This window comes from Streptomyces sp. DG1A-41, assembly GCF_037055355.1.
Taxonomy (GTDB): Bacteria; Actinomycetota; Actinomycetes; order Streptomycetales; family Streptomycetaceae; genus Streptomyces.
This window is the reverse complement of the sequence record NZ_CP146350.1, coordinates 7230559-7253576: the sequence shown is the minus strand read 5'-3', so window position 1 is coordinate 7253576 and position 23018 is coordinate 7230559. Positions and strand designations below refer to the sequence as shown.

25 protein-coding genes and 3 pseudogenes are annotated in these 23018 nt (G+C 70.7%); 14 read left to right on the top strand and 14 right to left on the bottom strand.

Features of this window, described 5'->3' with window-relative positions; translation table 11 throughout:
- The first annotated feature begins 40 nt into the window (after window positions 1–40).
- The 12 genes and pseudogenes from V8690_RS33785 to V8690_RS33730 all read left to right on the top strand — a co-directional run bounded on the left by V8690_RS33785 (window position 41) and on the right by V8690_RS33730 (window position 10207).
- Window positions 41–613, top strand: coding sequence for a GNAT family N-acetyltransferase (locus tag V8690_RS33785; RefSeq protein WP_338783871.1), 573 nt, complete (start codon window positions 41–43; stop codon window positions 611–613).
- A 126-nt stretch (window positions 614–739) separates the two neighbouring features.
- Complete coding sequence (locus V8690_RS33780; protein ID WP_310887545.1) at window positions 740–823, top strand: putative leader peptide; 84 nt, start codon at window positions 740–742, stop codon at window positions 821–823.
- A gap of 179 nt (window positions 824–1002) precedes the next feature.
- Window positions 1003–2700, top strand: a complete 1698-nt coding sequence (locus tag V8690_RS33775) for a nitrite/sulfite reductase (protein WP_338783870.1) — start codon at window positions 1003–1005, stop codon at window positions 2698–2700.
- Window positions 2697–2876 carry a hypothetical protein gene (locus V8690_RS33770; protein WP_338783869.1) on the top strand — a complete coding sequence of 60 codons (180 nt, stop codon included), beginning with the start codon at window positions 2697–2699 and terminating at the stop codon, window positions 2874–2876. The genes V8690_RS33775 and V8690_RS33770 overlap by 4 nt, the downstream gene beginning before the upstream one ends.
- Window positions 2873–3583 (top strand): phosphoadenylyl-sulfate reductase, encoded by a 711-nt coding sequence (locus V8690_RS33765; RefSeq protein ID WP_338783868.1) that lies wholly within the window; start codon window positions 2873–2875, stop codon window positions 3581–3583. Before V8690_RS33770 ends, V8690_RS33765 begins: the two co-directional genes overlap by 4 nt.
- Window positions 3584–3621: 38 nt before the next feature.
- A pseudogene (gene cysC, locus V8690_RS33760) lies at window positions 3622–4156 on the top strand (adenylyl-sulfate kinase).
- A pseudogene (gene cysD, locus V8690_RS33755) lies at window positions 4153–5089 on the top strand (sulfate adenylyltransferase subunit CysD). Before cysC ends, cysD begins: the two co-directional pseudogenes overlap by 4 nt.
- Window positions 5090–5091: 2 nt before the next feature.
- On the top strand, window positions 5092–6426 hold the full coding sequence (locus tag V8690_RS33750) for a GTP-binding protein (RefSeq protein ID WP_338783867.1): 1335 nt from the start codon (window positions 5092–5094) through the stop codon (window positions 6424–6426).
- A 222-nt stretch (window positions 6427–6648) separates the two neighbouring features.
- Complete coding sequence (locus V8690_RS33745; RefSeq protein ID WP_338783866.1) at window positions 6649–7752, top strand: aliphatic sulfonate ABC transporter substrate-binding protein; 1104 nt, start codon at window positions 6649–6651, stop codon at window positions 7750–7752.
- Between the two features lie 36 nt (window positions 7753–7788).
- Complete coding sequence (locus tag V8690_RS33740; RefSeq protein ID WP_338783865.1) at window positions 7789–8577, top strand: ABC transporter ATP-binding protein; 789 nt, start codon at window positions 7789–7791, stop codon at window positions 8575–8577.
- Window positions 8564–9460 (top strand): ABC transporter permease, encoded by an 897-nt coding sequence (locus tag V8690_RS33735; RefSeq protein WP_338783864.1) that lies wholly within the window; start codon window positions 8564–8566, stop codon window positions 9458–9460. The genes V8690_RS33740 and V8690_RS33735 overlap by 14 nt, the downstream gene beginning before the upstream one ends.
- A gap of 6 nt (window positions 9461–9466) precedes the next feature.
- Entirely contained in the window at window positions 9467–10207 is a 741-nt protein-coding gene (locus tag V8690_RS33730) for a sirohydrochlorin chelatase (RefSeq protein ID WP_338783863.1), read from the top strand.
- A 308-nt stretch (window positions 10208–10515) separates the two neighbouring features.
- Here the strand turns inward: V8690_RS33730 and V8690_RS33725 are convergent, their stop codons facing one another.
- The 6 genes from V8690_RS33725 to V8690_RS33700 all read right to left on the bottom strand — a co-directional run bounded on the left by V8690_RS33725 (window position 10516) and on the right by V8690_RS33700 (window position 13474).
- Window positions 10516–11331, bottom strand: coding sequence for a GvpL/GvpF family gas vesicle protein (locus V8690_RS33725; RefSeq protein ID WP_338783862.1), 816 nt, complete (start codon window positions 11329–11331; stop codon window positions 10516–10518).
- Entirely contained in the window at window positions 11328–11690 is a 363-nt protein-coding gene (locus V8690_RS33720; protein WP_338783861.1) for a gas vesicle protein, read from the bottom strand. The genes V8690_RS33725 and V8690_RS33720 overlap by 4 nt, the downstream gene beginning before the upstream one ends.
- The gene (locus tag V8690_RS33715) at window positions 11687–11938 is read right to left on the bottom strand and encodes a gas vesicle protein GvpG (RefSeq protein ID WP_338783860.1); all 252 of its coding nucleotides are present in this window, start codon (window positions 11936–11938) and stop codon (window positions 11687–11689) included. The genes V8690_RS33720 and V8690_RS33715 overlap by 4 nt, the downstream gene beginning before the upstream one ends.
- 2 nt (window positions 11939–11940) lie before the next feature.
- Window positions 11941–12660: a GvpL/GvpF family gas vesicle protein gene (locus V8690_RS33710; protein WP_338783859.1), complete on the bottom strand. Its 720-nt coding sequence runs from the start codon at window positions 12658–12660 to the stop codon at window positions 11941–11943.
- Window positions 12657–13043, bottom strand: coding sequence for a gas vesicle protein GvpJ (gene gvpJ, locus V8690_RS33705; protein ID WP_338785542.1), 387 nt, complete (start codon window positions 13041–13043; stop codon window positions 12657–12659). Before gvpJ ends, V8690_RS33710 begins: the two co-directional genes overlap by 4 nt.
- Window positions 13044–13177: 134 nt before the next feature.
- Window positions 13178–13474, bottom strand: coding sequence for a gas vesicle protein (locus tag V8690_RS33700; RefSeq protein WP_338783858.1), 297 nt, complete (start codon window positions 13472–13474; stop codon window positions 13178–13180).
- A gap of 99 nt (window positions 13475–13573) precedes the next feature.
- On the opposite strand from V8690_RS33700, the gene V8690_RS33695 reads away from it, so the two are divergent.
- Complete coding sequence (locus tag V8690_RS33695) at window positions 13574–14416, top strand: transglutaminase-like domain-containing protein (RefSeq protein ID WP_338783857.1); 843 nt, start codon at window positions 13574–13576, stop codon at window positions 14414–14416.
- Here the strand turns inward: V8690_RS33695 and V8690_RS33690 are convergent.
- From V8690_RS33690 to V8690_RS33680, 3 genes are all read right to left on the bottom strand, one after another.
- Window positions 14397–14771: a nuclear transport factor 2 family protein gene (locus tag V8690_RS33690; RefSeq protein WP_338783856.1), complete on the bottom strand. Its 375-nt coding sequence runs from the start codon at window positions 14769–14771 to the stop codon at window positions 14397–14399. The genes V8690_RS33695 and V8690_RS33690 overlap by 20 nt on opposite strands.
- Window positions 14764–15309 (bottom strand): DUF1697 domain-containing protein, encoded by a 546-nt coding sequence (locus tag V8690_RS33685; RefSeq protein WP_338783855.1) that lies wholly within the window; start codon window positions 15307–15309, stop codon window positions 14764–14766. The genes V8690_RS33690 and V8690_RS33685 overlap by 8 nt, the downstream gene beginning before the upstream one ends.
- Before the next feature lie 825 nt (window positions 15310–16134).
- Complete coding sequence (locus V8690_RS33680; protein ID WP_338783854.1) at window positions 16135–16455, bottom strand: hypothetical protein; 321 nt, start codon at window positions 16453–16455, stop codon at window positions 16135–16137.
- A 198-nt stretch (window positions 16456–16653) separates the two neighbouring features.
- On the opposite strand from V8690_RS33680, the gene V8690_RS33675 reads away from it, so the two are divergent.
- Window positions 16654–17604 (top strand): zinc metalloprotease, encoded by a 951-nt coding sequence (locus V8690_RS33675; protein ID WP_338783853.1) that lies wholly within the window; start codon window positions 16654–16656, stop codon window positions 17602–17604.
- A gap of 27 nt (window positions 17605–17631) precedes the next feature.
- Here V8690_RS33675 and V8690_RS33670 read toward each other — a convergent pair.
- The 5 genes and pseudogenes from V8690_RS33670 to V8690_RS33650 form a co-directional block, all read right to left on the bottom strand.
- A pseudogene (locus tag V8690_RS33670) lies at window positions 17632–18906 on the bottom strand (glycosyltransferase).
- On the bottom strand, window positions 18903–19682 hold the full coding sequence (gene erm(O) / locus V8690_RS33665) for a 23S rRNA (adenine(2058)-N(6))-methyltransferase Erm(O) (RefSeq protein WP_338783852.1): 780 nt from the start codon (window positions 19680–19682) through the stop codon (window positions 18903–18905). Before erm(O) ends, V8690_RS33670 begins: the two are co-directional and overlap by 4 nt.
- Window positions 19683–19947: 265 nt before the next feature.
- Window positions 19948–21225, bottom strand: a complete 1278-nt coding sequence (locus V8690_RS33660) for a sugar ABC transporter substrate-binding protein (protein WP_338783851.1) — start codon at window positions 21223–21225, stop codon at window positions 19948–19950.
- Window positions 21225–22058 carry a carbohydrate ABC transporter permease gene (locus tag V8690_RS33655; RefSeq protein ID WP_338783850.1) on the bottom strand — a complete coding sequence of 278 codons (834 nt, stop codon included), beginning with the start codon at window positions 22056–22058 and terminating at the stop codon, window positions 21225–21227. Before V8690_RS33655 ends, V8690_RS33660 begins: the two co-directional genes overlap by 1 nt.
- Entirely contained in the window at window positions 22055–22999 is a 945-nt protein-coding gene (locus V8690_RS33650; RefSeq protein ID WP_338783849.1) for a sugar ABC transporter permease, read from the bottom strand. The genes V8690_RS33655 and V8690_RS33650 overlap by 4 nt, the downstream gene beginning before the upstream one ends.
- Between the last annotated feature and the right edge of the window lie 19 nt (window positions 23000–23018).

The window sequence follows — 23018 nt, the reverse complement described above, 5'->3', positions numbered from 1 at the left end:
CAATCGACAGACCAGTGGGTCAGATGATTTTCTGGCCCGCATGACCACCATCGCCGTGACCACTTGGTCCCTGGAGCAGACCGCCCCGACCGACCTGCTGCCGGCGGCCGCGCCGGACGGGGACGTCCGGGTCGTCCGCTCCGAGGTGCCCTCGCCCGAGTTCAGCCGGTTCCTGTATGCCTCGGTCGGCGTCGACATCCACTGGACGGACCGGCTGGGCTGGTCGTACGCGCGGTGGCTGGAGCACCTGGAGCGGCCCGGAGTGGAGACCTGGGTGGCGTACGACCGTGGCACGCCCGCGGGGTACATGGAGCTGGAGGCGCAGGACGACGCGGTCGTGGAGATCCTCTACTTCGGCCTGCTCCCCGCTTTCCGCGGCCGGCGCATCGGGGGGCACCTGCTGTCGTACGGCACGGCCCGTGCCTGGGACCTCGCGGACCGCTGGGCGGGGCTGACGCCCACGAAGCGGGTCTGGCTGCACACGTGCAGCAAGGACGGCGAGCGCGCGATGGACAACTATCAGCGCCGTGGGTTCAAGCTGTTCGACACCAAGGTCGAGGAGGAACCGGAGGTCACCGCTCCGGGCCCGTGGCCTCGGGCGTTCCCCGTCTGACCTGGCCGGACACCCCGGGGCGGCCCGATGTGACCAAGGACACTCATGTCTTGAATTTCGAGACAGGAGTGTCCGAATCTTGGACGAAGCTGGACTGTGTCCAGATCGCCGTGACACGCTTCCGTCATGCCTGGAACTGGGATTGCCTTGGTGAGTCGACGCCACGTCGACCTCGGCCGCATGTCCAGCGCCATCTGTCCGGCGCGCTGAGAGCACTCACGCAGCCCGACACCCCCCTTCCTCGTCTCATCCCCGCGCAATGACGCGCACGTATGCCCATGCGCCCGCGCGCAGGTCAGAGCCTCCCGCCCGTCACCCGACCGCCACCCCTCAACGACGGCGCTCCGCGCCGACCCCTACCCACTGCTGTCCCGAAGGACGTATCAACCATGGCCGCCACCCCGCAGAACCCTGCCGCCGCGACTCCCCGCCGCAAGGTGAGCCGTCACCGCGGTGAGGGTCAGTGGGCCGCGGGGCACCACACCCCGCTCAACGGCAACGAGCAGTTCAAGAAGGACGACGACGGTCTCAATGTACGGACACGCATTGAGACGATCTACTCCAAGCGGGGCTTCGACTCGATCGACCCGAACGACCTGCGCGGGCGGATGCGCTGGTGGGGCCTGTACACCCAGCGCCGCCCCGGGATCGACGGCGGCAAGACGGCGGTCCTGGAGCCGGAGGAGCTGGACGACGAGTACTTCATGCTGCGCGTCCGCATCGACGGCGGTGCGCTGACCACCCGGCAGCTCCGGGTCATCGGCGAGATCTCGCAGGAGTTCGCGCGCGGCACCGCCGACATCACCGACCGGCAGAACGTGCAGTACCACTGGATCCGGATCGAGGACGTGCCCGAGATCTGGAACCGGCTGGAGGCGGTCGGCCTGTCCACCACCGAGGCCTGCGGTGACACGCCCCGCGTGATCCTCGGCTCGCCCGTGGCCGGCATCGCCGCGGACGAGATCATCGACGGCACCCCGGCCATCGGGGAGATCCACCGCCGGATCATCGGCAACAAGGAGTTCTCGAACCTGCCGCGCAAGTTCAAGTCGGCGATCAGCGGCTCGCCGCTGCTCGACGTGGCGCACGAGATCAACGACGTCGCCTTCGTCGGCGTGAACCACCCCGAGCACGGCCCCGGCTTCGACCTGTGGGTCGGCGGCGGCCTGTCCACCAACCCCAAGATCGGCGTCCGGCTCGGCGCCTGGGTGCCGCTGGACGAGGTCCCGGACGTCTATGAGGGCGTCATCTCGATCTTCCGCGACTACGGCTACCGGCGCCTTCGTACGCGCGCCCGGCTGAAGTTCCTGGTCGCCGACTGGGGCGCGGAGAAGTTCCGGCAGGTCCTGGAGGACGAGTACCTCAAGCGCAAGCTGATCGACGGCCCGGCGCCCGCCCAGCCCGTGGAGCGCTGGCGCGACCACGTCGGCGTGCACCGGCAGAAGGACGGCCGCTTCTACGTCGGCTTCGCCCCGCGCGTCGGCCGCGTCGACGGCACCACCCTCACGAAGATCGCCGAGCTGGCGGAGGCGCACGGCTCGGGCCGGGTCCGTACGACCGTCGAGCAGAAGATGATCGTGCTGGACGTCGAGGAGTCGCAGGTCGACTCGCTGGTCGAGGGCCTGGAGGCGCTGGACCTGACGACGAAGCCGTCTCCGTTCCGGCGCGGCACCATGGCCTGCACCGGCATCGAGTACTGCAAGCTCGCCATCGTCGAGACCAAGGCGCGCGGCTCCTCCCTGATCGACGAACTGGAGCGCCGGATCCCGGACTTCGACGAGCCGATCACCATCAACCTCAACGGCTGCCCGAACGCCTGCGCCCGTATCCAGGTGGCGGACATCGGTCTCAAGGGCCAGCTGGTCGTCAACGACAAGGGCGAGCAGGTCGAGGGCTACCAGGTGCACCTGGGCGGCGCGCTCGGCCTTGAGGCCGGCTTCGGCCGCAAGGTGCGCGGCCTGAAGGTCACCTCCGAAGAGCTGCCCGACTACGTCGAGCGTGTCCTGAAGCGGTTCCAGGCGGAGCGCGAGGACGGCGAGCGGTTCGCCACCTGGGCGGCCCGGGCCAGCGAGGAGGCCCTCTCATGAGCGAGCGAGCGGCCCCCTTCTACTGCCCCTACTGCGGTGACGAGGACCTGCGTCCGAGCGAGGAGGGGCACGGCGCGTGGGAATGCGCGGCGTGCAGCCGGGCCTTTCAGCTGAAGTTCCTCGGGCTGCTGGCCCAGGGGCTGAAGCGATCCGACACCGGAGGGGCGAAGATATGACCACGGCTCAGGAACAGCGCACGGCGGAGGATCTCAAGGCGCTCGCCGAGCAGGCGGGCCGCGACCTGGAGGACGCCTCCGCGCTGGAGATCCTCCAGTGGGCGGCCGAGACGTTCGGCAAGCGCTTCTGCGTGACCTCCTCGATGGAGGACGCGGTGGTCGCCCACCTCGCCTCCCGCGCGATGCCCGGCGTCGACGTCGTCTTCCTCGACACCGGCTACCACTTCGAGGAGACCATCGGCACCCGTGACGCGGTCGACGCCGTGATGGACGTCAACGTCATCACGCTCACGCCGCGCCAGACGGTCGCCGAGCAGGACGCGGAGTTCGGCCCGAAGCTGCACGACCGCAACCCCGACCTGTGCTGCGCCATGCGCAAGGTGGAGCCTCTGGAGCGAGGCCTGAAGAACTACCAGGCCTGGGCGACCGGTCTGCGCCGCGACGAGTCCCCGACCCGGGCGAACACCCCGGTGGTCGGCTGGGACGACAAGCGCCAGAAGGTCAAGATCTCCCCGATCGCCCGCTGGACCCAGGACGACGTGGACGCCTACGTCACCGAACACGGCGTCCTGACGAACCCGCTGCTGATGGACGGCTACGCCTCCGTCGGCTGCGCCCCCTGCACCCGCCGGGTCCTTCAGGGCGAGGACGCGCGCGCCGGCCGCTGGGCGGGCCGCAGCAAGACCGAGTGCGGGCTGCACGGATGACGACGACCCAGACGACTCAGACGATTCAGGAGACCGACGTGACGACCGGAGCCACCGTCTGGCTCACGGGTCTGCCGAGTGCCGGCAAGACCACCATCGCCCACGAGCTGGCCGGCGCTCCGCGCCGAGGGCCACCGCGTCGAGGTGCTCGACGGCGACGAGATCCGCGAGTTCATCTCGGCGGGCCTCGGCTTCAGCCGCGAGGACCGGCACACCAACGTGCAGCGCATCGGCTTCGTCGCCGAGCTGCTCGCCCGCAACGGCGTGCTCGCCCTCGTCCCGGTGATCGCGCCGTACCAGGACAGCCGCGACGCGGTGCGCAAGCGGCACCAGGCGAACGGCACCGCGTACGTGGAGATCCACGTGGCGACCCCGGTCGAGGTGTGCAGCGAGCGGGACGTGAAGGGCCTGTACGCCAAGCAGGCCGCGGGCGAGCTCAAGGGGCTCACCGGGGTCGACGACCCGTACGAGGCACCCGAGTCGCCCGATCTGCGCATCGAGTCGCAGAACCAGACCGTGCAGGAGTCCGCGGCGTCCGTGTACGCCCTGCTCAGCGAAAGGGGACTGGCATGACGACCGCCGCCACGGTTTCCGAGGAGACCGGCAGCCCGTACGCGCTCTCCCACCTCGACGCTCTCGAGTCCGAGGCGGTGCACATCTTCCGGGAGGTGGCGGGTGAGTTCGAGCGGCCGGTGATTCTCTTCTCCGGCGGCAAGGACTCGATCGTCATGCTGCATCTGGCGCTGAAGGCCTTCCGGCCGGCGTCGGTGCCGTTCTCGCTGCTGCATGTGGACACCGGGCACAACTTCCCCGAGGTCATCGACTACCGGGACGGCACGGTGGCCCGGCACGGACTGCGGCTGCATGTCGCCTCGGTGCAGGACTACATCGACCGGGGTGTGCTCAAGGAGCGCCCGGACGGCACCCGGAACCCGCTCCAGACGCTGCCGCTGACCGAGAAGATCCAGCAGGAGCGTTTCGACGCGGTCTTCGGCGGCGGCCGGCGGGACGAGGAGAAGGCCCGGGCCAAGGAGCGGGTGTTCTCCCTGCGGGACGAGTTCTCCCAGTGGGACCCGCGACGGCAGCGCCCGGAGCTGTGGAACCTCTACAACGGCCTGGCACGCCCCGGGCGAGCACGTCCGCGTCTTCCCGCTGTCCAACTGGACCGAGCTGGACGTGTGGCAGTACATCGCCCGCGAGGGCATCGAGCTGCCGGAGATCTACTACGCGCACGAGCGTGAGGTGTTCAAGCGCGGCGGCATGTGGCTGACGGCCGGTGACTGGGGCGGGCCGAAGGACGGCGAGACCGTCGAGAAGCGCCTGGTGCGCTACCGCACGGTCGGTGACATGTCCTGCACCGGCGCCGTCGACTCCGACGCCGACACGATCGAGAAGGTGATCGTGGAGATCGCCGCTTCCCGGCTGACCGAGCGCGGCGCCACCCGCGCCGACGACAAGCTCTCCGAAGCCGCGATGGAAGACCGCAAGCGCGAGGGGTACTTCTAAAGATGAGCACGATCACGACCGAGGAACTCTCGGCCACCACGCTGCTGCGGTTCGCCACCGCCGGTTCCGTCGACGACGGCAAGTCCACCCTCGTCGGGCGGCTGCTGCACGACTCCAAGTCGGTCCTCACCGACCAGCTGGAGGCCGTGGAGCGGGCGTCCGCCAGCCGGGGCCAGGAGGCGCCGGACCTGGCGCTGCTGACGGACGGTCTGCGGGCCGAGCGGGAGCAGGGCATCACCATCGACGTGGCCTACCGCTACTTCGCCACGCCCCGGCGCCGGTTCATCCTCGCCGACACTCCCGGGCACGTGCAGTACACCCGGAACATGGTCACCGGCGCCTCCACGGCGGAGCTGACGGTCATCCTCGTCGACGCCCGCAACGGCGTGGTCGAGCAGACCCGCCGGCACGCCGCGATCGCCGCCCTGCTGCGCGTCCCGCACGCCGTCCTCGCGGTCAACAAGATGGACCTCGTCGGCTACGACGAGAAGGTGTTCGCGGCGATCGCCGAGGAGTTCACGGCGTACGCGACCGAGCTGGGCGTTCCCGAGGTCACCGCCATCCCGATCTCCGCCCTGGTCGGCGACAATGTCGTCGACGCCTCCGCGAACATGGACTGGTACGGCGGCCCGACCGTGCTGGAGCACCTGGAGACGGTCCCGGTCGCGCACGACCTGAGCCACTGCCACGCCCGGCTGCCCGTGCAGTACGTGATCCGGCCGCAGAGCGCGGACCACCCCGACTACCGGGGCTACGCCGGTCAGATCGCGGCCGGTTCCTTCCACGTCGGCGAGGAGGTCACGGTGCTGCCGTCGGGCCGCACCTCGAAGATCTCCGGTATCGATCTGCTGGGCGAGCCGGTCGACGTGGCCTGGACGACGCAGTCGGTGACCCTCCTGCTGGAGGACGACATCGACATCTCGCGCGGCGATCTGATCGTGCCCACCAAGGACGCGCCCGCGACGACGCAGGACATCGAAGCCACCGTCTGCCACGTCGCCGACGCCCCGCTGACCCTCGGCCACCGGGTGCTGCTCAAGCACGGCACCCGCACGGTCAAGGCGATCGTGAAGGACATCCCGTCCCGCCTCACGCTCGACGATCTGTCCCTGCACCCGCACCCGGGACAGCTCGTCGCCAACGACATCGGCCGGGTGAAGATCCGTACCGCCGAACCCCTGCCGGTCGACTCCTACGCGGACTCGCGGCGCACCGGCTCGTTCATCCTGATCGACCCCAACGACGGCACGACGCTGACCGCGGGCATGGTCGGCGAGTCCTTCGCCGCCCCGGATCCGGTGAAGGACGAGTCCGAGGACGACGGGTGGGACTTCTGACATGAACCACCCCGACTTCTACTCGATGTTCGCGAAGGAGGGCGGCCGCGTCGGCAGCGGTGCTCTCGGCAGCGGGCAGGGCGGAGTCGCGCGATGTGTGCGCTGACGTACGCGCACCGCTCGCGCGCCCGCACCCCCCACCGCCGTAGACGAAAACCTGCCGACCTCCCGGCCACGACCTGAGAGACCGTGTTCGCCGGGCCTCCGAGAGGAATCCCTCCCGTGCCTGCATCATCCGCGCTGCGCCGATCGTTCGCGGTACTGGCCGCGCTGCCGCTGCTCACGCTGGCCTCGTGCGGTTACGGCTCCCAGGCCAAGGACGACGGGGCGGTGAAGATCGCCGCCGGGGCGAAAAAGATCGAGGGTCTCGACACCGTCAAGATCGGTTACTTCGGGAACCTGACCCACGGCACCGCGCTCGTGGGCTTGCGGAAGGGCTTCTTCCAGAAGGCGCTCGGCGCCACCAAGGCCGAGCCCGCGCTCTTCAACGCCGGTCCCTCCGAGATCGAGGCCCTCAATTCCGGCTCCATCGACATCGGCTGGATAGGCCCCTCCCCCGCCGTCAACGGCTACACCAAGGCGGACGGCAAGAACCTGCGGATCATCGGCGGTTCGGCGTCCGGCGGCGTGAAGCTGGTGGTCAACCCGGACAAGATCAAGTCGTTGAAGGATGTCAAGGGCAAGCGGATCGCGACCCCGCAGCTCGGCAACACCCAGGACGTGGCGTTCCTCAACTGGGCCGCCGACCAGGGCTGGAAGATCGACCCACAGAGCGGCAAGGGTGACGTCACGGTCGTCCGCAGCGACAACAAGGTCACCCCGGACGCCTACAAGTCCGGGTCGATCGACGGTGCCTGGGTGCCGGAGCCGACCGCGTCGAAGCTGGTCGCCGAGGGCGGCAAGGTGCTCCTCGACGAGGCGTCGCTGTGGCCGGACAAGAAGTTCGTGATCACGAACATCATCGTGCGCCAGGACTTCCTGAAGAAGCACCCGAGGGTCGTCGAGGCCGTACTCAAGGGCTCGGTCGAGACCAACAAGTGGATCAACGCCCACCCCGATGAGGCGAAGGCGGCAGCGAACGAGCAGCTGGCGGAGGACTCCGGCAAGGCGCTGCCCGCCGATGTGCTGGACCCGGCGTGGAAGTCGATCCAGTTCACCGACGACCCGCTGGCCTCCACTCTCAACACCGAGGCCGAACACGCCGTCAAGGCCGGGCTGCTGGAGAAGCCGGATCTGAAGGGCATCTACGACCTCGCGCCGCTGAACAAGGTCCTCAAGGCCGAGGGCGAGCCCACGGTCGACGACGCCGGTCTCGGCGTCAAGTAAGCCCGCATCCCGACCCGTTCCCAGGAGGTGACGACCATGGCCACGACCCTCGCCAAGGCCGCCGACGGCACCGAGACGGCCACCCACGCCGCCCGGATCGCCCACGTCTCGAAGTCGTTCCCGGGCCCCGCCGGGCAGCAGCTCGTCCTGGACGACATCACCCTCGATGTCGCCCCCGGCGAGTTCGTCACCCTCCTGGGGGCCTCGGGCTGCGGCAAGTCCACCCTGCTCAACCTGGTCGCCGGCCTTGACCGGCCCTCGGTCGGCGAGATCACCACCGACGGCCGCCCGGCGCTGATGTTCCAGGAACACGCGCTCTTCCCGTGGCTGTCCGCCGGCAAGAACATCGAACTCGCCCTCAAGCTCAGGGGCGTGCCGAAGTCGGAGCGCCACGATCGGGCCGAGGAACTGCTCGAACTCGTCCGGCTCAAGGGCGCCCACCGCAAGCGGGTGCACGAACTGTCCGGCGGGATGCGCCAGCGCGTCGCGATGGCCCGCGCGCTCGCGCAGGAGAGCAAGCTGCTGCTGATGGACGAGCCGTTCGCCGCGCTGGACGCCATCACCCGCGATGTGCTGCACGACGAGCTGACGCGCATCTGGCGCGAGACGCAGCTGTCCGTCCTGTTCGTCACGCACAACGTGCGCGAGGCCGTCCGCCTCGCCCAGCGCGTGGTGCTGCTGTCCTCCCGCCCGGGCCGCATCGCCCGCGAGTGGACGGTGGACATCGAGCACCCGCGCCGCATCGAGGACACCGCCGTGGCGGAGCTGTCCGTCGAGATCACCGAAGAACTGCGTGGGGAGATCCGCCGTCATGGCCAGCACTGATTCGACGACCGTCGCCAAGGACGGCAGCGATCTCGCCGGACTGGAGGCGGGCCTCGACGCGCTGGAGTCGAGGCAGACGAGCCGCACGCCGTTCCGGCAGACCTTCGTCGAGAAGATCCTGCCGCCCGTCCTCGCCGTCGCGCTGGTGCTGGCGGTCTGGCAGGCCCTCGTCTCGTTCAAGGTCGTCGACGACCCGACCAAGCTGCCCACGCCGTCCGCCGTGTGGGACGTGGTCCACACGGCGTGGCTCCAGGGCGAACTGCTCGGCTACATCTGGACCAGCGTCTCGCGCGGCCTGCTCGGCTTCTGCTTCGCGCTGGTGATCGGCACCCCCCTGGGACTGCTCGTGGCCCGCGTGAAGTTCGTCCGCGCGGCCCTCGGTCCGATCCTGTCCGGCCTCCAGTCACTGCCCTCGGTCGCCTGGGTCCCCCCGGCGGTCATCTGGCTGGGTCTGAACAACTCGATGATGTACGCGGTGATCCTGCTCGGCGCGGTCCCCTCGATCGCCAACGGCCTCGTCTCGGGCGTCGACCAGGTGCCGCCGCTGTTCCTCCGCGCGGGCCGCACCCTCGGCGCGACCGGTCTGAAGGGCACCTGGCACATCGTCCTCCCGGCCGCCCTGCCCGGCTACGTCGCCGGTCTGAAGCAGGGCTGGGCCTTCTCCTGGCGCTCTCTGATGGCCGCCGAGATCATCGCCTCCTTCCCCGACCTCGGCGTCGGCCTCGGACAGCTGCTGGAGAACGGCCGCAACGCCAGCGACATGGCCATGGTCTTCGAAGCCATCCTCCTCATCCTCATCGTCGGCATCGCCATCGACCTGCTCATCTTCAGCCCGCTGGAGCGGTGGGTGCTGCGCAGCCGCGGCCTGCTGGTGAAGAGCTGACGTCCCATGATCAACAAGCCTGTTCTCCTCGTCATCGCCCACGGCAGCCGCGACCCGCGGCACGCCGCGACGGTGCATGCCCTGGTACGCCGGGTCCGCTCCCTGCGTCCCGACGCACGCGTGGAGACGGGCTTCCTGGACTTCAACGTGCCCTCGGTGCAGGGGGTGCTGGAGTCCCTGGCGGTCCAGGGCGTCCGTGACGTCGTGGCCCTCCCCCTCCTCCTGACCCGGGCGTTCCACGCGAAGGCGGACATCCCGGCGGTCCTCGCGGACGCTCCCCCGCAGCTCCGTATCCGCCAGGCGGAGGTCCTGGGCCCGTCGCCCCTGTTGCTGTCCGCCCTGGAGCGACGCCTGTACGAGGCGGGGCTTTCCCCCGCCGAGAAGTCCTCGACCGGGGTCGTGCTGGCCTCGGCGGGATCCACCGACCCGGAGGCGATCGCAGTGATCGCAGAAATCGCGCGGGAGTGGCGGCACACCGGCTGGTGCGCCGTGCGGCCTGCGTTCGCCTCCGCATCTCTCCCCCGCACGGAGGACGCCGTCCGGGAACTCCGGGCCCTCGGCTGCTCCCGGGTGGCGGTCGCCCCCTACGTCCTCGCCCCCGGCTTCCTCCCGGACCGCATCGCCCGGGGCGCGGAGGAGGCGGACGTCCTGGCGGAAGTCCTGGGGCCGGCGCCGGAGGTGGCCCGGGTGGTGCTGGAGCGGTACGACGCGGCTCGGGTACCGGCGTTGGCGGCTGTGAGCGCCTGAAAGCAGCGTGCGGAGGAGTCGCCGGAACCTGAAAGGGGCGGCGGCCGTCTTGTCAGTCAGACGGCCCCTTGCACCCCTCTTGAGTCCCCGGTGGGCGCTTGTTCCGCTTCGTGGGCCTGCGGAAGGTCCTGTTCGCGGCGCATCGGGCTCATGACAAGGCCCCGCCCACTCACGGTCCCGCCCACCCAGAGCAGGCGGAAATCCCGGCGGGTGAAAACTCCCCAGCGTCTTCGGTTCCGGTCCGGTGCGCCGTTCGTCGGGTCCCTCCGAGGCATCACGCCGTGAGTCTTACAACCTGTGCGTGGTTGTCACACGGCCGGCTCCGGCTGGAACGCGAAGGAGTAGGGAGCCCAGGGGCCGGTGACTTCGACGCGGAGGCCGGGGATGCCCTCGGCGGCCGCCAGTACGCCGGTGCGGAAGGCGTCGACGCGGTCGGCGGGGACGAGGTAGGCGTCGTTGCCGACGTTGGTGCCGGGGGCCGGGCCCGCGAGGCTTCCGCGTTGCGGGGTGTGTGCGAGGCGGTCGACCGCGAGGGCGCCGGCCGTCCGGGTGAGGTGTGCGGCGGCCTGTGCGACCGTGCGCCAGGCCTCCTCGTTCCTGCGTTGTCTGCGGCGGCGGATCGCCAGGTAGGCGCGGCCGACGCCGAGGCCGGTGGGGGTTTCCCGTCCGGCGTCGGTGTCCGGCTCGGGTGGTGTGATGTCCGGGGTGGCGTAGATCTTGACGCCGAGTTCGACGTGGCCCGTGAGGCGGTCCAGGAGGGACAGGAAGTACGCGCTGCGGGTGTCGAGGGCCTGCCGGGCACGGTCCTCGTCGGGGTAGACGGTGGCCAGGCGGAGGGGCAGGACGGCGGCGCCGCTCGCGACGAGCGCGGCGACCACGGCGTGGTGGGACCGGACCGTGGACTCCAGCCAGTCCAGGTCGTCGAGGTGGGCCTTGAGGGGGGCCTCGTCGTAGTCGGCCGCCGGGACGTGGCCGACGGCGAAGGCCGGCTGTGAGGCGGGGTTGGCGGGCTCCACCAGGTGTATCGGGTCGCCGGCGACCCCGCGCAGATCAGCCACCGCCGCGGCGGCCTCGGGGGTGCGTCGCAGGACCGCGTAGGCGTAGACGCGGTTCGGGTCGGTCATGGCTCCGGCCTCCTGTCGGCCGCCTTGAGGGCGGCGATCTCGGCGCGCAGTCGTTCGTTCTCGTCGGCCAGGGACCGTTCCGGGCGGGCGGCCCGGGAGGAGAGGGAGGGATCGTGTTCCCACCAGTCGATGCCCATCTCCTTCGCCTTGTCGACGGAGGCGACGAGCAGGCGCAGCTTGATGGTGAGCAGTTCGATGTCGAGCAGGTTGATCCGGATGTCGCCGGCGATGACCACGCCCTTGTCGAGGACGCGTTCGAGGATGTCGGCGAGGTTGGCGCTCTGGGGGCCGGGCCCGTGGTCGTAGGGGGAAGATGGGCGGGGTGGTCCGGTGAGTCCGCCTGCTGCCGGATGGGTCATGGTCGGGGGGCTCGTCTCCGGGCGGTGATCTCGTCGAGTCGGTCCAGCAGTTCGTCCTCGCGGCGGTCGTACTCGTCCTCGTCGACGCGTCCCTCCAGCAGGGCGCGTTCCAGATCGACGAGGGCCTGCCGGACGGGGGCCGGGTCGTAGTACTGCGCCTCGGCGGCTGCCTGTAGCTGCTCGGCGGCCCAGAGCGTGGTGCGCAGGGGCGCGAGCGGGAGGGTGAGGATGCCGGTGAGCAGGCCCATGGTCAGCCGGCGAAGCTGTACGGGGGCAGGGGGCCGCGCAGCCGGAAGTCGTAGGCGTCGCCGTAGTCGTGGGCCAGGCGCCGGCCGGCCGTGGTGAACTCCTCGGCGCGGGCGCGTTCGACGAGGAACGACACGTTGAGGAAGTCGTCCTCGGCCGGGTCCGCCACGACGCTGGACCTGGTCAGTGCGGACAGCCGCCCGACGATCTCGTCGGCCTGCCGCCGCCGCCGGGCGTCGACCTGCCGGGCCACCAGTTCGCCGAGGGCGAGGCGGTCCTCGTAGCTGCCGGTGCCGTGACGGGTGCGCTGGTTGAGCCGCCGGGCCTCCTCGGACTCGTCGAGCACCTCGCGCAGCAGGTCGTCCTGGTCGCGGGCGGCCTTGAGGTTGAACTCGGCGGTGCCGTGCAGTTCGCCGAGCCTTCGGGCATAGTCCCGGCCCCGCTCCTCCAGGGCCGTTCTGACGGCGGTGTCGTCGGGGGCGAGCAGGCCGAACCTCATGGGCAGGACCGAGCCGTCCGCCATGAGCCGTTCCTGGAGTTCCTGGTGGGCGGCGAGGTCGCGCCGCTTGGGACGCAGGTCGGGGGGCGCGGCGCTGACCACGGCGGCGAGCGGGCCGTGGACGACCACGCGCGGGGGACCGTCGGTCCCTCCGACGGTGCGCAGGCCGTCGAGCCGCAGGGGGTGGTCGGAGCGGGTGACGGCGTAGACGTAGACGCCGCTCACCGCTCCTCCTCCCTGCGGTCCTTGTCGTCGCGGTCGAAGATGTCGCCGATCGCGTCGATGGCCCCGCCGATCGCGCCGCTGGTCTTGCCTCGGGCGCCGCTCTCGACCAGGTTGCCGACGATGTCGGTGAGTTTGTCGGGGGCTTTGCGGCCGGACTCGAGGTCGAGGCGGTTGCAGGCCTCGGCGAAGCGGAGGTAGGTGTCGACGCTGGCGATGACGATCCGTATGTCGATCTTCAGGATCTCGATGCCGACCAGGGAGACACGGACGAACACGTCGATCACGAGCCCGCGGTCCAGGATCAGTTCGAGGATGTCGAAGAGGCCACCGGTCCCCGACCCGCCGGAGGTGGCGGCGGGTTGCATCCCGCCGGTCTGTGTCATGACGGTCACGGTGCGATTCCTCTCGCGAGACTCGTTCTCGTGCCGTCCGTAGGTACGGGGTGGGCGGCGGACGTGTTCACGCACACACCGAAAACACCTCCCGCGGAGGGAAGTCGGAAGGAGCGGGACGGGCGCTAACGCCCTCGGTCGAGCTGGCCGCGGGCGTAGCGGCGCACCCGTTCGTAGCCCATGCGCCGGCCCTCCGGGTCGAGTATGACCCGGTAGGTCGCCATGATGGTCATGGTGTCGGGGACCCGCTCCAGTTCCACGACCTCCACGTCGGCCGTCCAGCCGTCGGGCGTCGGGCGGACGGCGGTGACGGAGTCGGGGGTCGTGCCGAGCAGTTCGGCAAGCTGCGTCGCCGCGCCGCGCATGGCCTGGACGGCCGTCGTACGACCGGATGGAGTCGTCGGGTGATCGGTGCTCGTCATGGTCCTACCGTGCCAAGGCCCCGGTTCGTGTGGGGGTGATTCGGCCAAACGTCCGGTGCCGTTGACCTTGCCCCTGGGGCAGGGGCGAGGGTCCGGGGCATGGACGACTACCTGAGGCAGACGCCGTACAGCGACCCCGGTGACCTGGACACGAGCGGCCTGCCGCGTGACCCGGGGGAACTCACCGGCCTGGTACGGGACGTGATCATCCATCGGGGTGAGGGAGAGCTGTTCGGATACTCCGTGCCCGAGGCGCGGCTGCACCACGACGCCGAGTCCCGCTACGTCACAAAGATCCTGAGGATCCTGCGGGAGCGCGGTGACGCCCCGCTCACCGAAGAGCGGGCGCCGAAGGAGCGGTTCGTCGGCACGTGCCGGGACTTCTCGCTGCTGCTGTGCTCGCTGTTGCGGGCCACGGGGACGCCCGCGCGGCTGCGCTGCGGCTTCGCGTCGTACTTCGTCGACGGTTTCCACGAGGACCACTGGGTGACCGAGTACCGCACGCCGGAGGGGCGGTGGCGGCTGGCCGACGCGCAGGTCCACCACGGGTACGACGTGCCGTTCGACCCCGTGGACGTGCCGAGGGACCGGTTCCTCGTGGCCGGGAAGGCCTGGCGGGCCTGCCGCGAGGGGCGGGCGGATCCGATGGACTTCGGGCTCAGCGGCGTCGACCGGCTGCGGGGGCTGTGGTTCGTGTGGGGCAATGTGGTGCGCGACCTGGCCGCCGTCAACGGCGTCGAACTGCTCCCCTGGGACGGCTGGGGTCCGCAGTTCCTCGGCCGGGTGCCGCTCACCGGGCACGAACTGGCGGCGGCCGACGCGGTCGGCTCCCAGGACGACCTGGCGCGGCCCTACGAGGACGCGCGGCTGGCCGTCCCCGCGGAGATCACGTCGTACACGACCTACCTCGGCGACCGGAGGGTCACTCTCGCCGGTCGCTGAAGGGCGTGGCCTGGTGGAAGTAGAGCAGCCAACCGTCCTCCGTCCGCCGCCACAGCGAACTGCGGTGTGCGCGCCTGCCGTCGTACTCGGTGTCGAAGACGAGGTGGACGAGGTCGGGGGCCAGCCGTACGCCGTGCACCTGGGAGGTGACGACGGGCGGGGAATCGAGGTCGGTGGTCTCGGCCAGGGCGGCGATGACGGCGGCCCGGCTCCAGTGCCGCCCGGAGGCGCCGAACTCGTGGAAGTCGGGGTGCAGCAGCGCCCCGACCCGCTCGGGCGAGCGGCGCACGTCCGGGTCGAGCAGCGCCAGCTCGCCCTCGATGGCGGCCTCGACGGCCGGATCGTGTTCAGGCATCCGTCATCTCCACCATCTTGACGACGGTGTTCCAGTTACGGGTGGTGGCGATGACGCCCTTGGTGATGCGCGGCTTCGAGAGGTGCTCGGCCAGTTTGGAGCGGCCCAGGCCGTTCGGGGCGTACAGGTACAGGGCGCGGTCGCCCAGGCGGAACTCCTCGGGGAGGTAGGCGAATTCGTCGATCTCCGCGAAGCGCTCGGGAGACACGGGGGCGGAGAAGTAGGTGACGTGGAGCTGCTTGGGCTCCAGGTCGGCGGCCGGGAAGGGGCAGGCGTCGGCGATCGCCTTCAGATAGGCGTGGTCGCGCACGAGCACGTCTACGCCGAACCCGAAGTGCTTCTCGATGGCGTGCGTGATTTCGGCGGCCAGCGACTCCTCGTCGCCGTGACCGGAGGTGAACACGGCCTGGCCGCTCTGGAGGTACGTCCGTACGTCCTCGTGGCCGAGGCCGGTCAGGAGTGCGCGCAGGTCCGCCATCGGGACCTTCTTGCTGCCGCCCACGTTGATTCCGCGCAACAGTGCCGCGTACGTCGTCATCCGCACACCCTAAGAGCTCCTGACGAGATACGGGGTCGTCGGTGGACGTGGTCGTCATGCTCATCGTCGACAACTGCGGCTCGGAGGAGCCGGTCAGTGCCGGAGACGGTGTGCCGCCTGCGGTGCTGCCGGGGTCGGCGGCCTTCTGCTTCGTGTGCCTGCCCGTGCCCGGCACCGTGCCGGTGATGGTCAGCGCGTGGCTGACGCGGCCGGGCATCACCCGGGCTGCGGGTTCCTTGCTCGAGGTCCTGATGAGGAGTCGTCGGCGTTCGGCGGCGGGGTCTGCCCGGCCGGCCACGACCTGCGGCTTCGATCGACTCCATCCAGCAGGAGTGCCGAGACCTGCCCCAGCCCGACACGCAGTCCTGTGACGAGTTGGCCTTCGCCGCCAGCTACGACAGCGCGGGCATGTCCCAGGGGCCGCGGGCGGATACAACCCGGTCGGCTCCGGTGACGAGTGCCTTCAGACCTACGCCAAGAAGGGCAGCGACGGCATCTGGCATCTCGTGCCCGACCTTCGCCACCCGCTCCCGGCTGAAGGGGGCCCAAGAATACGCGCGAGGAGTGCGGGGGCAGCGACGCTCATGGCACAAGGCGGCCGTCGTGCCCCGTGGGGGTGGGCACGACGGCCGGCGGGCGGCTGCCCGGGTCCCGAAATTACTCATCGGTCGCTGCCGGGCACAACCTCCTGCTCAGGATCCACACAGCCGAGGAGCCCGCTATGCCCCCCTTCGGGCCCCGATCGTGGCCTTCGCCTTCTCGCAGGGTCTGATCCCCCGCTGCCGCGTGCGGGCCCGTCGGTTCCCCCGGAACCGACGGGCTCTTTCAGCCGGTGAGTCGCCGCACGTGCAGCACGTCCTCGTCGCAGCGCAGGATCTCCAGCTCCCGGTCCGGGCGAGCACCCCCGAACGTGAGCGCGATGCGACGGTCCGGCACGAGCCGCCAGCGGCCGGGCACGGCGCCAGGTGCGTCCCCGCGTCCCAGCGGGTGGTCGACGAAGGTGCCGTCGGGCGCGAACTCCATGCCGCGCCGCCCGCGCGCCGGCGGGAACGGGTGGTCGTCCGGCCGGTACACCCGCACGTCCTCGTGGTCCTCCTCGTAGGAATGGAGCCACGAGCGGAACAGCTCCGATGGGGGCTCGCTCATGATCCGGCCACCTCGCTCGCCAAGCTATCCAAATTGCCGGTTTTACACCCGAATGACTAGCATTATCAGTGTATGGGTTCGGAGGGAACGGGCAACCGACCGCTCCGCCCGGCGTCGCCCGGCCCTCGCGGCGCGTGTCACACGCGCACAACAGCAGCCGCCTACGCGGCACACCCCCAGCTCCCCCGAGGGGCAGTCATGTCCGATGCGCAGTCCTACCACCGCGTCACCTCCGCCGACTACAGCCGCTGGTGCGGCGCCATGGAGGTGCACCGCAGGCTCCTCACCCTGAACCCCGAGTACGCCGAGAACCGGGCCCAGATCGAGAACGCCGCGTTCGCCTACGAACACTTGGAGACGGCCACCGCCCGGCAGAGCCTCGTCGACATCCCCGTCGTCGTGCACGTCGTGCACAACACAGCCGAGCAGAACGTGAGCGACGCCCAGATCCACAGTCAGATCGAGGTGCTCAACCAGGACTTCCGCGCGAGCAACCCGGACGTGGACAAGGTCCCCGAGGCCTGGCAGGACCTCGTGGCCGATGCGCGCATCCAGTTCCACCTCGCCCGGACCGACCCGCTGGGCCGCCCGACGGACGGCATCACGCGGACGCAGACCTCGACCCCGGCCTGGGACACGGACGACCTGGTCAAATTCAGCCTGAGCGGCGGCCACGACGCCTGGCCCGCGGACGTCTACCTGAACTTCTGGGTCTGCCAACTGCGGCGCGGCCTGCTGGGCTACGCCCAGTTCCCGGGCGGCGCCGCCTCCACGGACGGAGTGGTCGTCACGCACACCGGTTTCGGGACCACCGGCACCGCCGCCGCGCCCTTCGACGGCGGCCGCACGGCCGTGCACGAGATCGGGCACTGGCTGAACCTGCGGCACATCTGGGGCGACGACGACGAGGGGTGCAGCGGCAGCGACTTCGTGGCGGACACCCCCAACCAGGGCGGGCCGAACACGGGTTCACCCGACTTCCCCCATGTGTCGTGCGGCAACGGACCGAACGGCGACATGTTCATGAACTACATGGACTACACGGACGACGCCGCGATGTTCATGTTCACCCAGGGGCAGGCGGCGCGCATGGACGCCGCTCTCGACCACGCCCGCATGACCCTCACCCGCCAGGCCGTCACGGTGTGACGGACCAGCGGGTGACAGCTGCCCCGACTATGCCTGGCGAGCGGCCCGGCTACCCCTACGAGCGGCGAGTTCGGCCTCGATGAGGTCGGCCGCGCGACGGGTGCCGCCCTCCCTGGCCGTCTCCGCCTGGATGTCCTTCAGGCGACGGGCGACCTCCGGATCGTCGACGAGGGCGAGGGCCGCCTCGCGCAGAGCCTCGCCGGTCGCCTCCTCCGTGGGCACGTACCGGGCGACACCGAGGCTCTGGAGCATCTCCGCGTTGCCGAACTGGTCCGCGGCCTGCGGTACGGCGATCATCGGCGTGGCCGTGACCAGGCCCTCCTGGCTGCCGCCCGCGCCCGCGTGCGTGACGAACAGGTCGGCCTGCTTCAGGATCGCCAGCTGCGGCACCCAGGAGCGCACCTCGACGTTCGCGGGGACCTCCCCGAGCTCGGCCGGGTCGATGTGCTTGCCGACCGAGAGCACCAGGCGCCAGCCGGGCAGGTCGCCGAACGCCTTGACGCACTCGCGGTAGAAGCCGGGCTGCTTGGTGAAGGCGGACCCGAGCGAGACGAGCGCGACCTTCTGGGCACCGGCCGGCCGCTCCCAGCCGCCCTCGGCGCTGCGGTCGCCCTGGCAGGCTCCGACGAAGGAGTACACGGTCTCGTCGACGCGGTCCGCGTTCGGCTGAAGGGCCTTGGGGATCAGGACGATCGAGCGGTCGGGCCGGCCCCGAAGGCATCGGGGTGCCGGGTGATGCCGTTCTCCTCAAGCCAGGCGTGGAAGCGGGCGTAGTAGGCACGGCCGCGCTCGGTCTTCTTCGGCTCCTCCCACATGGGCTCGGCGACCTCCTTCTCGTACCCGTCCCAGGCGACCATGGCAGGCGACAGGGAGATCGCGGGCACGCCCCAGCGGTGGGCCAGGACGCGGGCCGGGTAGGAGGCGATGTCGTGCAGGACGAGGTCCGGCTCGTCGCCCTCGTACGCCTCGATCAGCTGTGGAAGGGCCTGGATCGCGTCGTCGAGGAAGGGCTCCACGTTGTCCAGCAGTGTGCTCCCCCAGGCCTCCGGGTCGTCGTCGGGCGAGGGCAGCGTCGAGTTCCACGGCTTCACCTCGGCGCCGGTCTCCGCGACCTTCTCCGCGAAGACCGGCGGGATCGCGTACGTCACGCGGTGGCCGCGCGCCACGAGCTCGCGGATCACCTCCAGACCCGGGTTCACGTGCCCGTGGGCGGCGATGGAGAACATGGCGATATGAGCGCGACTGGTCATGCGCCGGACCATATGCGAGACGAGACGTCTCGTGCAACCGCTCTGGGTTCAGCAGGTCAGCTCCTCGTGCAGCCGCAGCCACCGTTCCGGCGCCACCTCGCCCACCAGCACGCCCGGATCCAGGCGCGCCGCCCGGAACGCGGCGTCCACCCGCCGCCTCGGGTGGGCCCGCCGCAGCGACGCGTGCAGGGAACCGCCGACCCCGGAGAAGCCCAGCTCGACCAGATGGCACCAGCTCCGGTACCCGGCGGCGCCGAGCAGCGGGGTGTCGCGCCGTTCCATGCGCAGCACCCCGGCGTCCACGCGCGGCACGGGCCGGAAGCTGCGCCTGCCGACGCGGCCCAGCAGCCGCCACTCGTATCGGGGCCAGGTCCGGACCGTCAGCAGCGTCCAGCTGCCGAAGTCGCCGGTGCGTTTGCGGGCGTACTCGAGCTGGGTGAGCAGCGTGGCGTCGGTGAGCGCGGGAGCACGCAGGCACCAGTCGACGACGGCCGCGGTACGGGAGAACGGCACGTTCCCGGCGACCGAGAAGGGCGTGCGCGGCGGGCGTGCGGCCAGGAAGTCCCCGCCGACGACACGGACATGCGGCGTGCCGGAGAAGCGGCTGCGCAGGCCTGGGAGGAGCCGCGGGTCGATCTCGTACGCGCGCAACTCCCGGCAGCGTCGTGCCAGCGGAACGGTCAACGCCCCTTTGCCCGCGCCGACTTCGAGCAGCAGCGGGACGGGCCGGGCTCCCGGGACGGCGAGTCGGGCGAAGTGTTCGGCGGTGGCGCGGTCCGCGAGGAAGTTCTGCGAGAGCGCGCGGGAAGTAGCGGTGGGGCGGGCCATGGCCTGCGGTCCTTGTCTTCCGTGAGGGGTGTGAGGGCAGCCGAAGGCCCCGACCGGAAGACAGAGGGAGAGCAGCGAGGTGAGACGCCGGGCTCAGAGGCTCAGCGGGCGTGGCTCCCCGGGCCGGTCAGGGCTCCGGGGCCGCGGCGCACCCGTGCGGCGTGCGCGCAGCCCCGGCCGTGACCGGAGATGCAGATCGCGTTGATTCCCACGGGCAGCACGCTAGGTGCCGCCGGTGGCGACGCACAACGGGATTTCTCCGGGTTCAGCGCTGGTAGCGCGCCAGCACCAGGTTGCCGTCCCCCTCCAGGCGTTCCCGCAGTTCGCGGATGCCGATCGCCCCGCTGTAGTACTCCTGGAGGGCCGGGGTGGCCACCTTGTCCTTCCACTCGGGGTAGCCCCGTACGGTCTGTGCGGGCGCCGGGCGCAGGTGGGCGGCGAGCGCCGTGCCCGTGGACCAGCCGTGCTCGGGTGTGCGCAGGGCCGGGTCGTTCAGCGCCCGCGTGCCGGTCGGCAGCATCCAGTCGCCGAGGGCGAGGCGGACCATGTTCTCCGGCCTCAGCAGGAAGTCGATGAAGGCGGCCGCCTCCTTCTTGTGCGGGGAGTCCTCAGCGACGGACAGCGTCTGCGGGCTGACACCCTGGGTGAGTCCCCCGGCACCGGCCGGGGCGGGCAGCACCTGCCAGTCGAAGCCCTTCGGGGCCTGCTGCGCGATCTGCTGGCGGTAGGAGAAGCCGAGCGGGACCATCGCGTACCTGCCGCCGAAGAAGCCGGGCAGGGTGTCGGAGCCGCCGCTGCCCAGGGTCGTGGGCGAGGCGCTGCGGTCGGTGCCGGCCTGGGCGTGGATGGTGCGCGGCACCACCTGGTCGGCCGCCTCGAACCGGACCGTCACCTTGCCGTCGGCTCCGCGGTGGAAGAGCTGTCCGCCCGTAGACAGGGAGAGGTTGAGCGTGGCGGAGACCGGTTCCTTGAGCGGCCAGGCGATGCCGTACTTCCCCCGGCCGCTGAGCTGTGCGGTGATCCGGCGGAACTCGGCCCAGCTCCACGGCTTCTCGGGCGTCGGGATCCGTACGCCGGACCGCTTGAGCCACTGCGCGTTGGCGATCAGCACGCGCGGCTCCTGGAGGAACGGCACGCCGTAGATGCCGTCCCCGAAGGTGGTCGTCTCCCAACTGCGCTGCGGGATGTCCGATTTCAGCCGCGCGGGCAGCAGAGCGGTGAGGTCGGCGAGGTAGCCGCCGTAGGCGAAGTCGGCGAGGTCGTCGGAGGCGTCGTGGATGATGTCGGGTGCCTCGCCGCCCTCGAAGGCGGTGAGGAGCTGGTCGTGGACGCTGTCCCAGCTGCCCTGGACGTACTCGACCCGGACGTCCGGATGGGTGGCGTTCCACTCCTTCACCAGTTCCTTGTTGGCCTCGACCGACTCCTCCTGCCAGGCCAGGGACTGGAAGCGCAGGGCGATGCGGCCGTCGTCGTCGCGGCTGCCGCCGGAGGAGCAGCCGGCGAGGAGCAGCAGGAGGACGAGGGCCAGCAGGCGTGTGCGCATCAGCTCTTCACCGCCCCGGTGAGCATGCCGCCCGTGATCCGCCGCTGGATGATCGCGAAGACGACCAGCGACGGCAGCGTCGCGAGGAACGCGGCCGCCGCGAGCGGGCCGAGGTCGGCGACGCCCTCGGCGCCGATGAAATGGGTGAGCACCACCGGAAGGGTCTGTTTCTCCGGTGTCTTGAGCAGCACGAGCGCGAAGAAGAACTCGTTCCACGCGGTGATGAACGCGAACAGCCCGGTCGCCACGATGCCCGGCGCGAGCAGCGGCGCCGTCACCGACACCAGCGTCCGCACCCGCCCCGCCCCGTCGACCGCCGCGGCCTCCTCCAGCTCGGGTGGTACGGCCCGCACGTACCCGGCGAGCATCCACAGCGCGAACGGCAGCGCCCACACCACGTACACGAGCACCAGCCCTGGCACGGAGTTGATCAGGCGGAGGTTCTTCAGTACGAGGAACAGCGGGATGATCAGCAGCACGAACGGGAACGCCTGGCTGATCACCACCCAGCCCGTCACCGCCTTGGCCAGCCGGGTGCGGCGTCGGGCGACGACATAGGCCATCGGTGTCGCGATCAGCACGGCGACGACCGCCGCTGCGAGTGCGGCGAGCAGGGAGTTGCGGGCGGCGTGCAGCAGCGGCTGTTCGTCGAAGGCCTGCCGGAAGTTGGCGAGGGTGGGGTCCTCGGGGATCCAGGTCGGGTGCAGGCTGCCCAGCTCGCGCGGCGGCTTGAACGCGGTGGAGACCAGCCAGAGGAACGGGAAGGCGAGGAAGACGAGATACGCGAGCAGCGCGGTGTACTGGCCGACGCGGGCCGGGCGGCTGGTCCTCACGCGTCGTCACCTCCCCTGAGGCGGCCGGCGAGGAAGACGGCCAGGGCGATCGAGATCACGGCCACCATCACGCAGCCCATCGCCGCCGCGTAGCCGAACTGTCCGTAGCGGAAGGCCTCTTCGTAGGCGAAGAGCATGGGCAGACGGGTCCGGCCGCCCGGCCCGCCGCTGGTGAGGACGTACACCAGGGCGAAGGAGTTGAAGTTCCAGATCAGGTTGAGTGCGGTGATGGCCAGGGCGATGGGCCTGAGGGCGGGCCAGGTGACCGTGCGGAAGCGGCGCCAGGCGCTCGCGCCGTCGACCGCCGCGGCCTCGTGGAGTTCGCGCGGGGTGTTCTGGAGTCCGGCGAGCAGCGCGACCGTCGTCTGGGGCATGCCCGCCCAGACGCCGACGACGATCACGGCGGGCAGCGCGGTGGCCAGCCCGCTGAGCCAGTCGCGGCCTTCGCCCAGACCGATGTCGCGCAGGGTCTCGTTGAGGATGCCCGCGTCCGGGTTGTAGACGAGCCGCCACATGATGCCGACGACGACCTCGGGCATCGCCCAGGGGATGATCGCCAGGGCGCGGGCCAGCCAGCGCAGCCGCAGGTCCTGGTTGAGCAGCAGGGCGAGGCCGAGTGCGAGCAGGAACTGCGGCACGGTCACCCCGACCGCCCACACCAGCCCGATCCGGAACGACTCCCAGAACAGCGTGTCCTGCAGCAGGTCCCGGAAGTTGAGGGCACCGATCCACCGGGTGGGCTCGGTACGGCCCGACTGGGCGTCGGTGAAGGCCAGCAGGATCCCGTAGAGCAGCGGCCCGACGCTGAGGACGAGGATGGGGATCAGGGCGGGCAGCACCAGGAACCAGGCGCCGTGGTCGACGGCCCGCCGGGGCCGGGCCCCGCCGGGCTTGCGACCGGCCGGTCTCCTCGGTGGCGAAGCCTCGGTCACCAATGTCACGGAATCAGCCCCTTTGACG

Coding starts and splice junctions, on each gene's coding strand:
- V8690_RS33695 (WP_338783857.1), top strand. CDS start 13,574: ATGGACGACTACCTGAGGCAGACGCCGTACAGCGACCCCGGTGACCTG.
- V8690_RS33740 (WP_338783865.1), top strand. CDS start 7,789: ATGGCCACGACCCTCGCCAAGGCCGCCGACGGCACCGAGACGGCCACC.
- V8690_RS33785 (WP_338783871.1), top strand. CDS start 41: ATGACCACCATCGCCGTGACCACTTGGTCCCTGGAGCAGACCGCCCCG.
- V8690_RS33680 (WP_338783854.1), bottom strand. CDS start 16,455: ATGAGCGAGCCCCCATCGGAGCTGTTCCGCTCGTGGCTCCATTCCTAC.
- V8690_RS33735 (WP_338783864.1), top strand. CDS start 8,564: ATGGCCAGCACTGATTCGACGACCGTCGCCAAGGACGGCAGCGATCTC.
- V8690_RS33765 (WP_338783868.1), top strand. CDS start 2,873: ATGACCACGGCTCAGGAACAGCGCACGGCGGAGGATCTCAAGGCGCTC.
- V8690_RS33700 (WP_338783858.1), bottom strand. CDS start 13,474: ATGACGAGCACCGATCACCCGACGACTCCATCCGGTCGTACGACGGCC.
- gvpJ (WP_338785542.1), bottom strand. CDS start 13,043: ATGACACAGACCGGCGGGATGCAACCCGCCGCCACCTCCGGCGGGTCG.
- V8690_RS33715 (WP_338783860.1), bottom strand. CDS start 11,938: ATGGGCCTGCTCACCGGCATCCTCACCCTCCCGCTCGCGCCCCTGCGC.
- V8690_RS33720 (WP_338783861.1), bottom strand. CDS start 11,690: ATGACCCATCCGGCAGCAGGCGGACTCACCGGACCACCCCGCCCATCT.
- V8690_RS33660 (WP_338783851.1), bottom strand. CDS start 21,225: ATGCGCACACGCCTGCTGGCCCTCGTCCTCCTGCTGCTCCTCGCCGGC.
- V8690_RS33775 (WP_338783870.1), top strand. CDS start 1,003: ATGGCCGCCACCCCGCAGAACCCTGCCGCCGCGACTCCCCGCCGCAAG.
- V8690_RS33780 (WP_310887545.1), top strand. CDS start 740: ATGCCTGGAACTGGGATTGCCTTGGTGAGTCGACGCCACGTCGACCTC.
- V8690_RS33685 (WP_338783855.1), bottom strand. CDS start 15,309: ATGACGACGTACGCGGCACTGTTGCGCGGAATCAACGTGGGCGGCAGC.
- V8690_RS33750 (WP_338783867.1), top strand. CDS start 5,092: ATGAGCACGATCACGACCGAGGAACTCTCGGCCACCACGCTGCTGCGG.
- V8690_RS33690 (WP_338783856.1), bottom strand. CDS start 14,771: ATGCCTGAACACGATCCGGCCGTCGAGGCCGCCATCGAGGGCGAGCTG.
- V8690_RS33675 (WP_338783853.1), top strand. CDS start 16,654: ATGTCCGATGCGCAGTCCTACCACCGCGTCACCTCCGCCGACTACAGC.
- V8690_RS33725 (WP_338783862.1), bottom strand. CDS start 11,331: ATGACCGACCCGAACCGCGTCTACGCCTACGCGGTCCTGCGACGCACC.
- V8690_RS33730 (WP_338783863.1), top strand. CDS start 9,467: ATGATCAACAAGCCTGTTCTCCTCGTCATCGCCCACGGCAGCCGCGAC.
- V8690_RS33770 (WP_338783869.1), top strand. CDS start 2,697: ATGAGCGAGCGAGCGGCCCCCTTCTACTGCCCCTACTGCGGTGACGAG.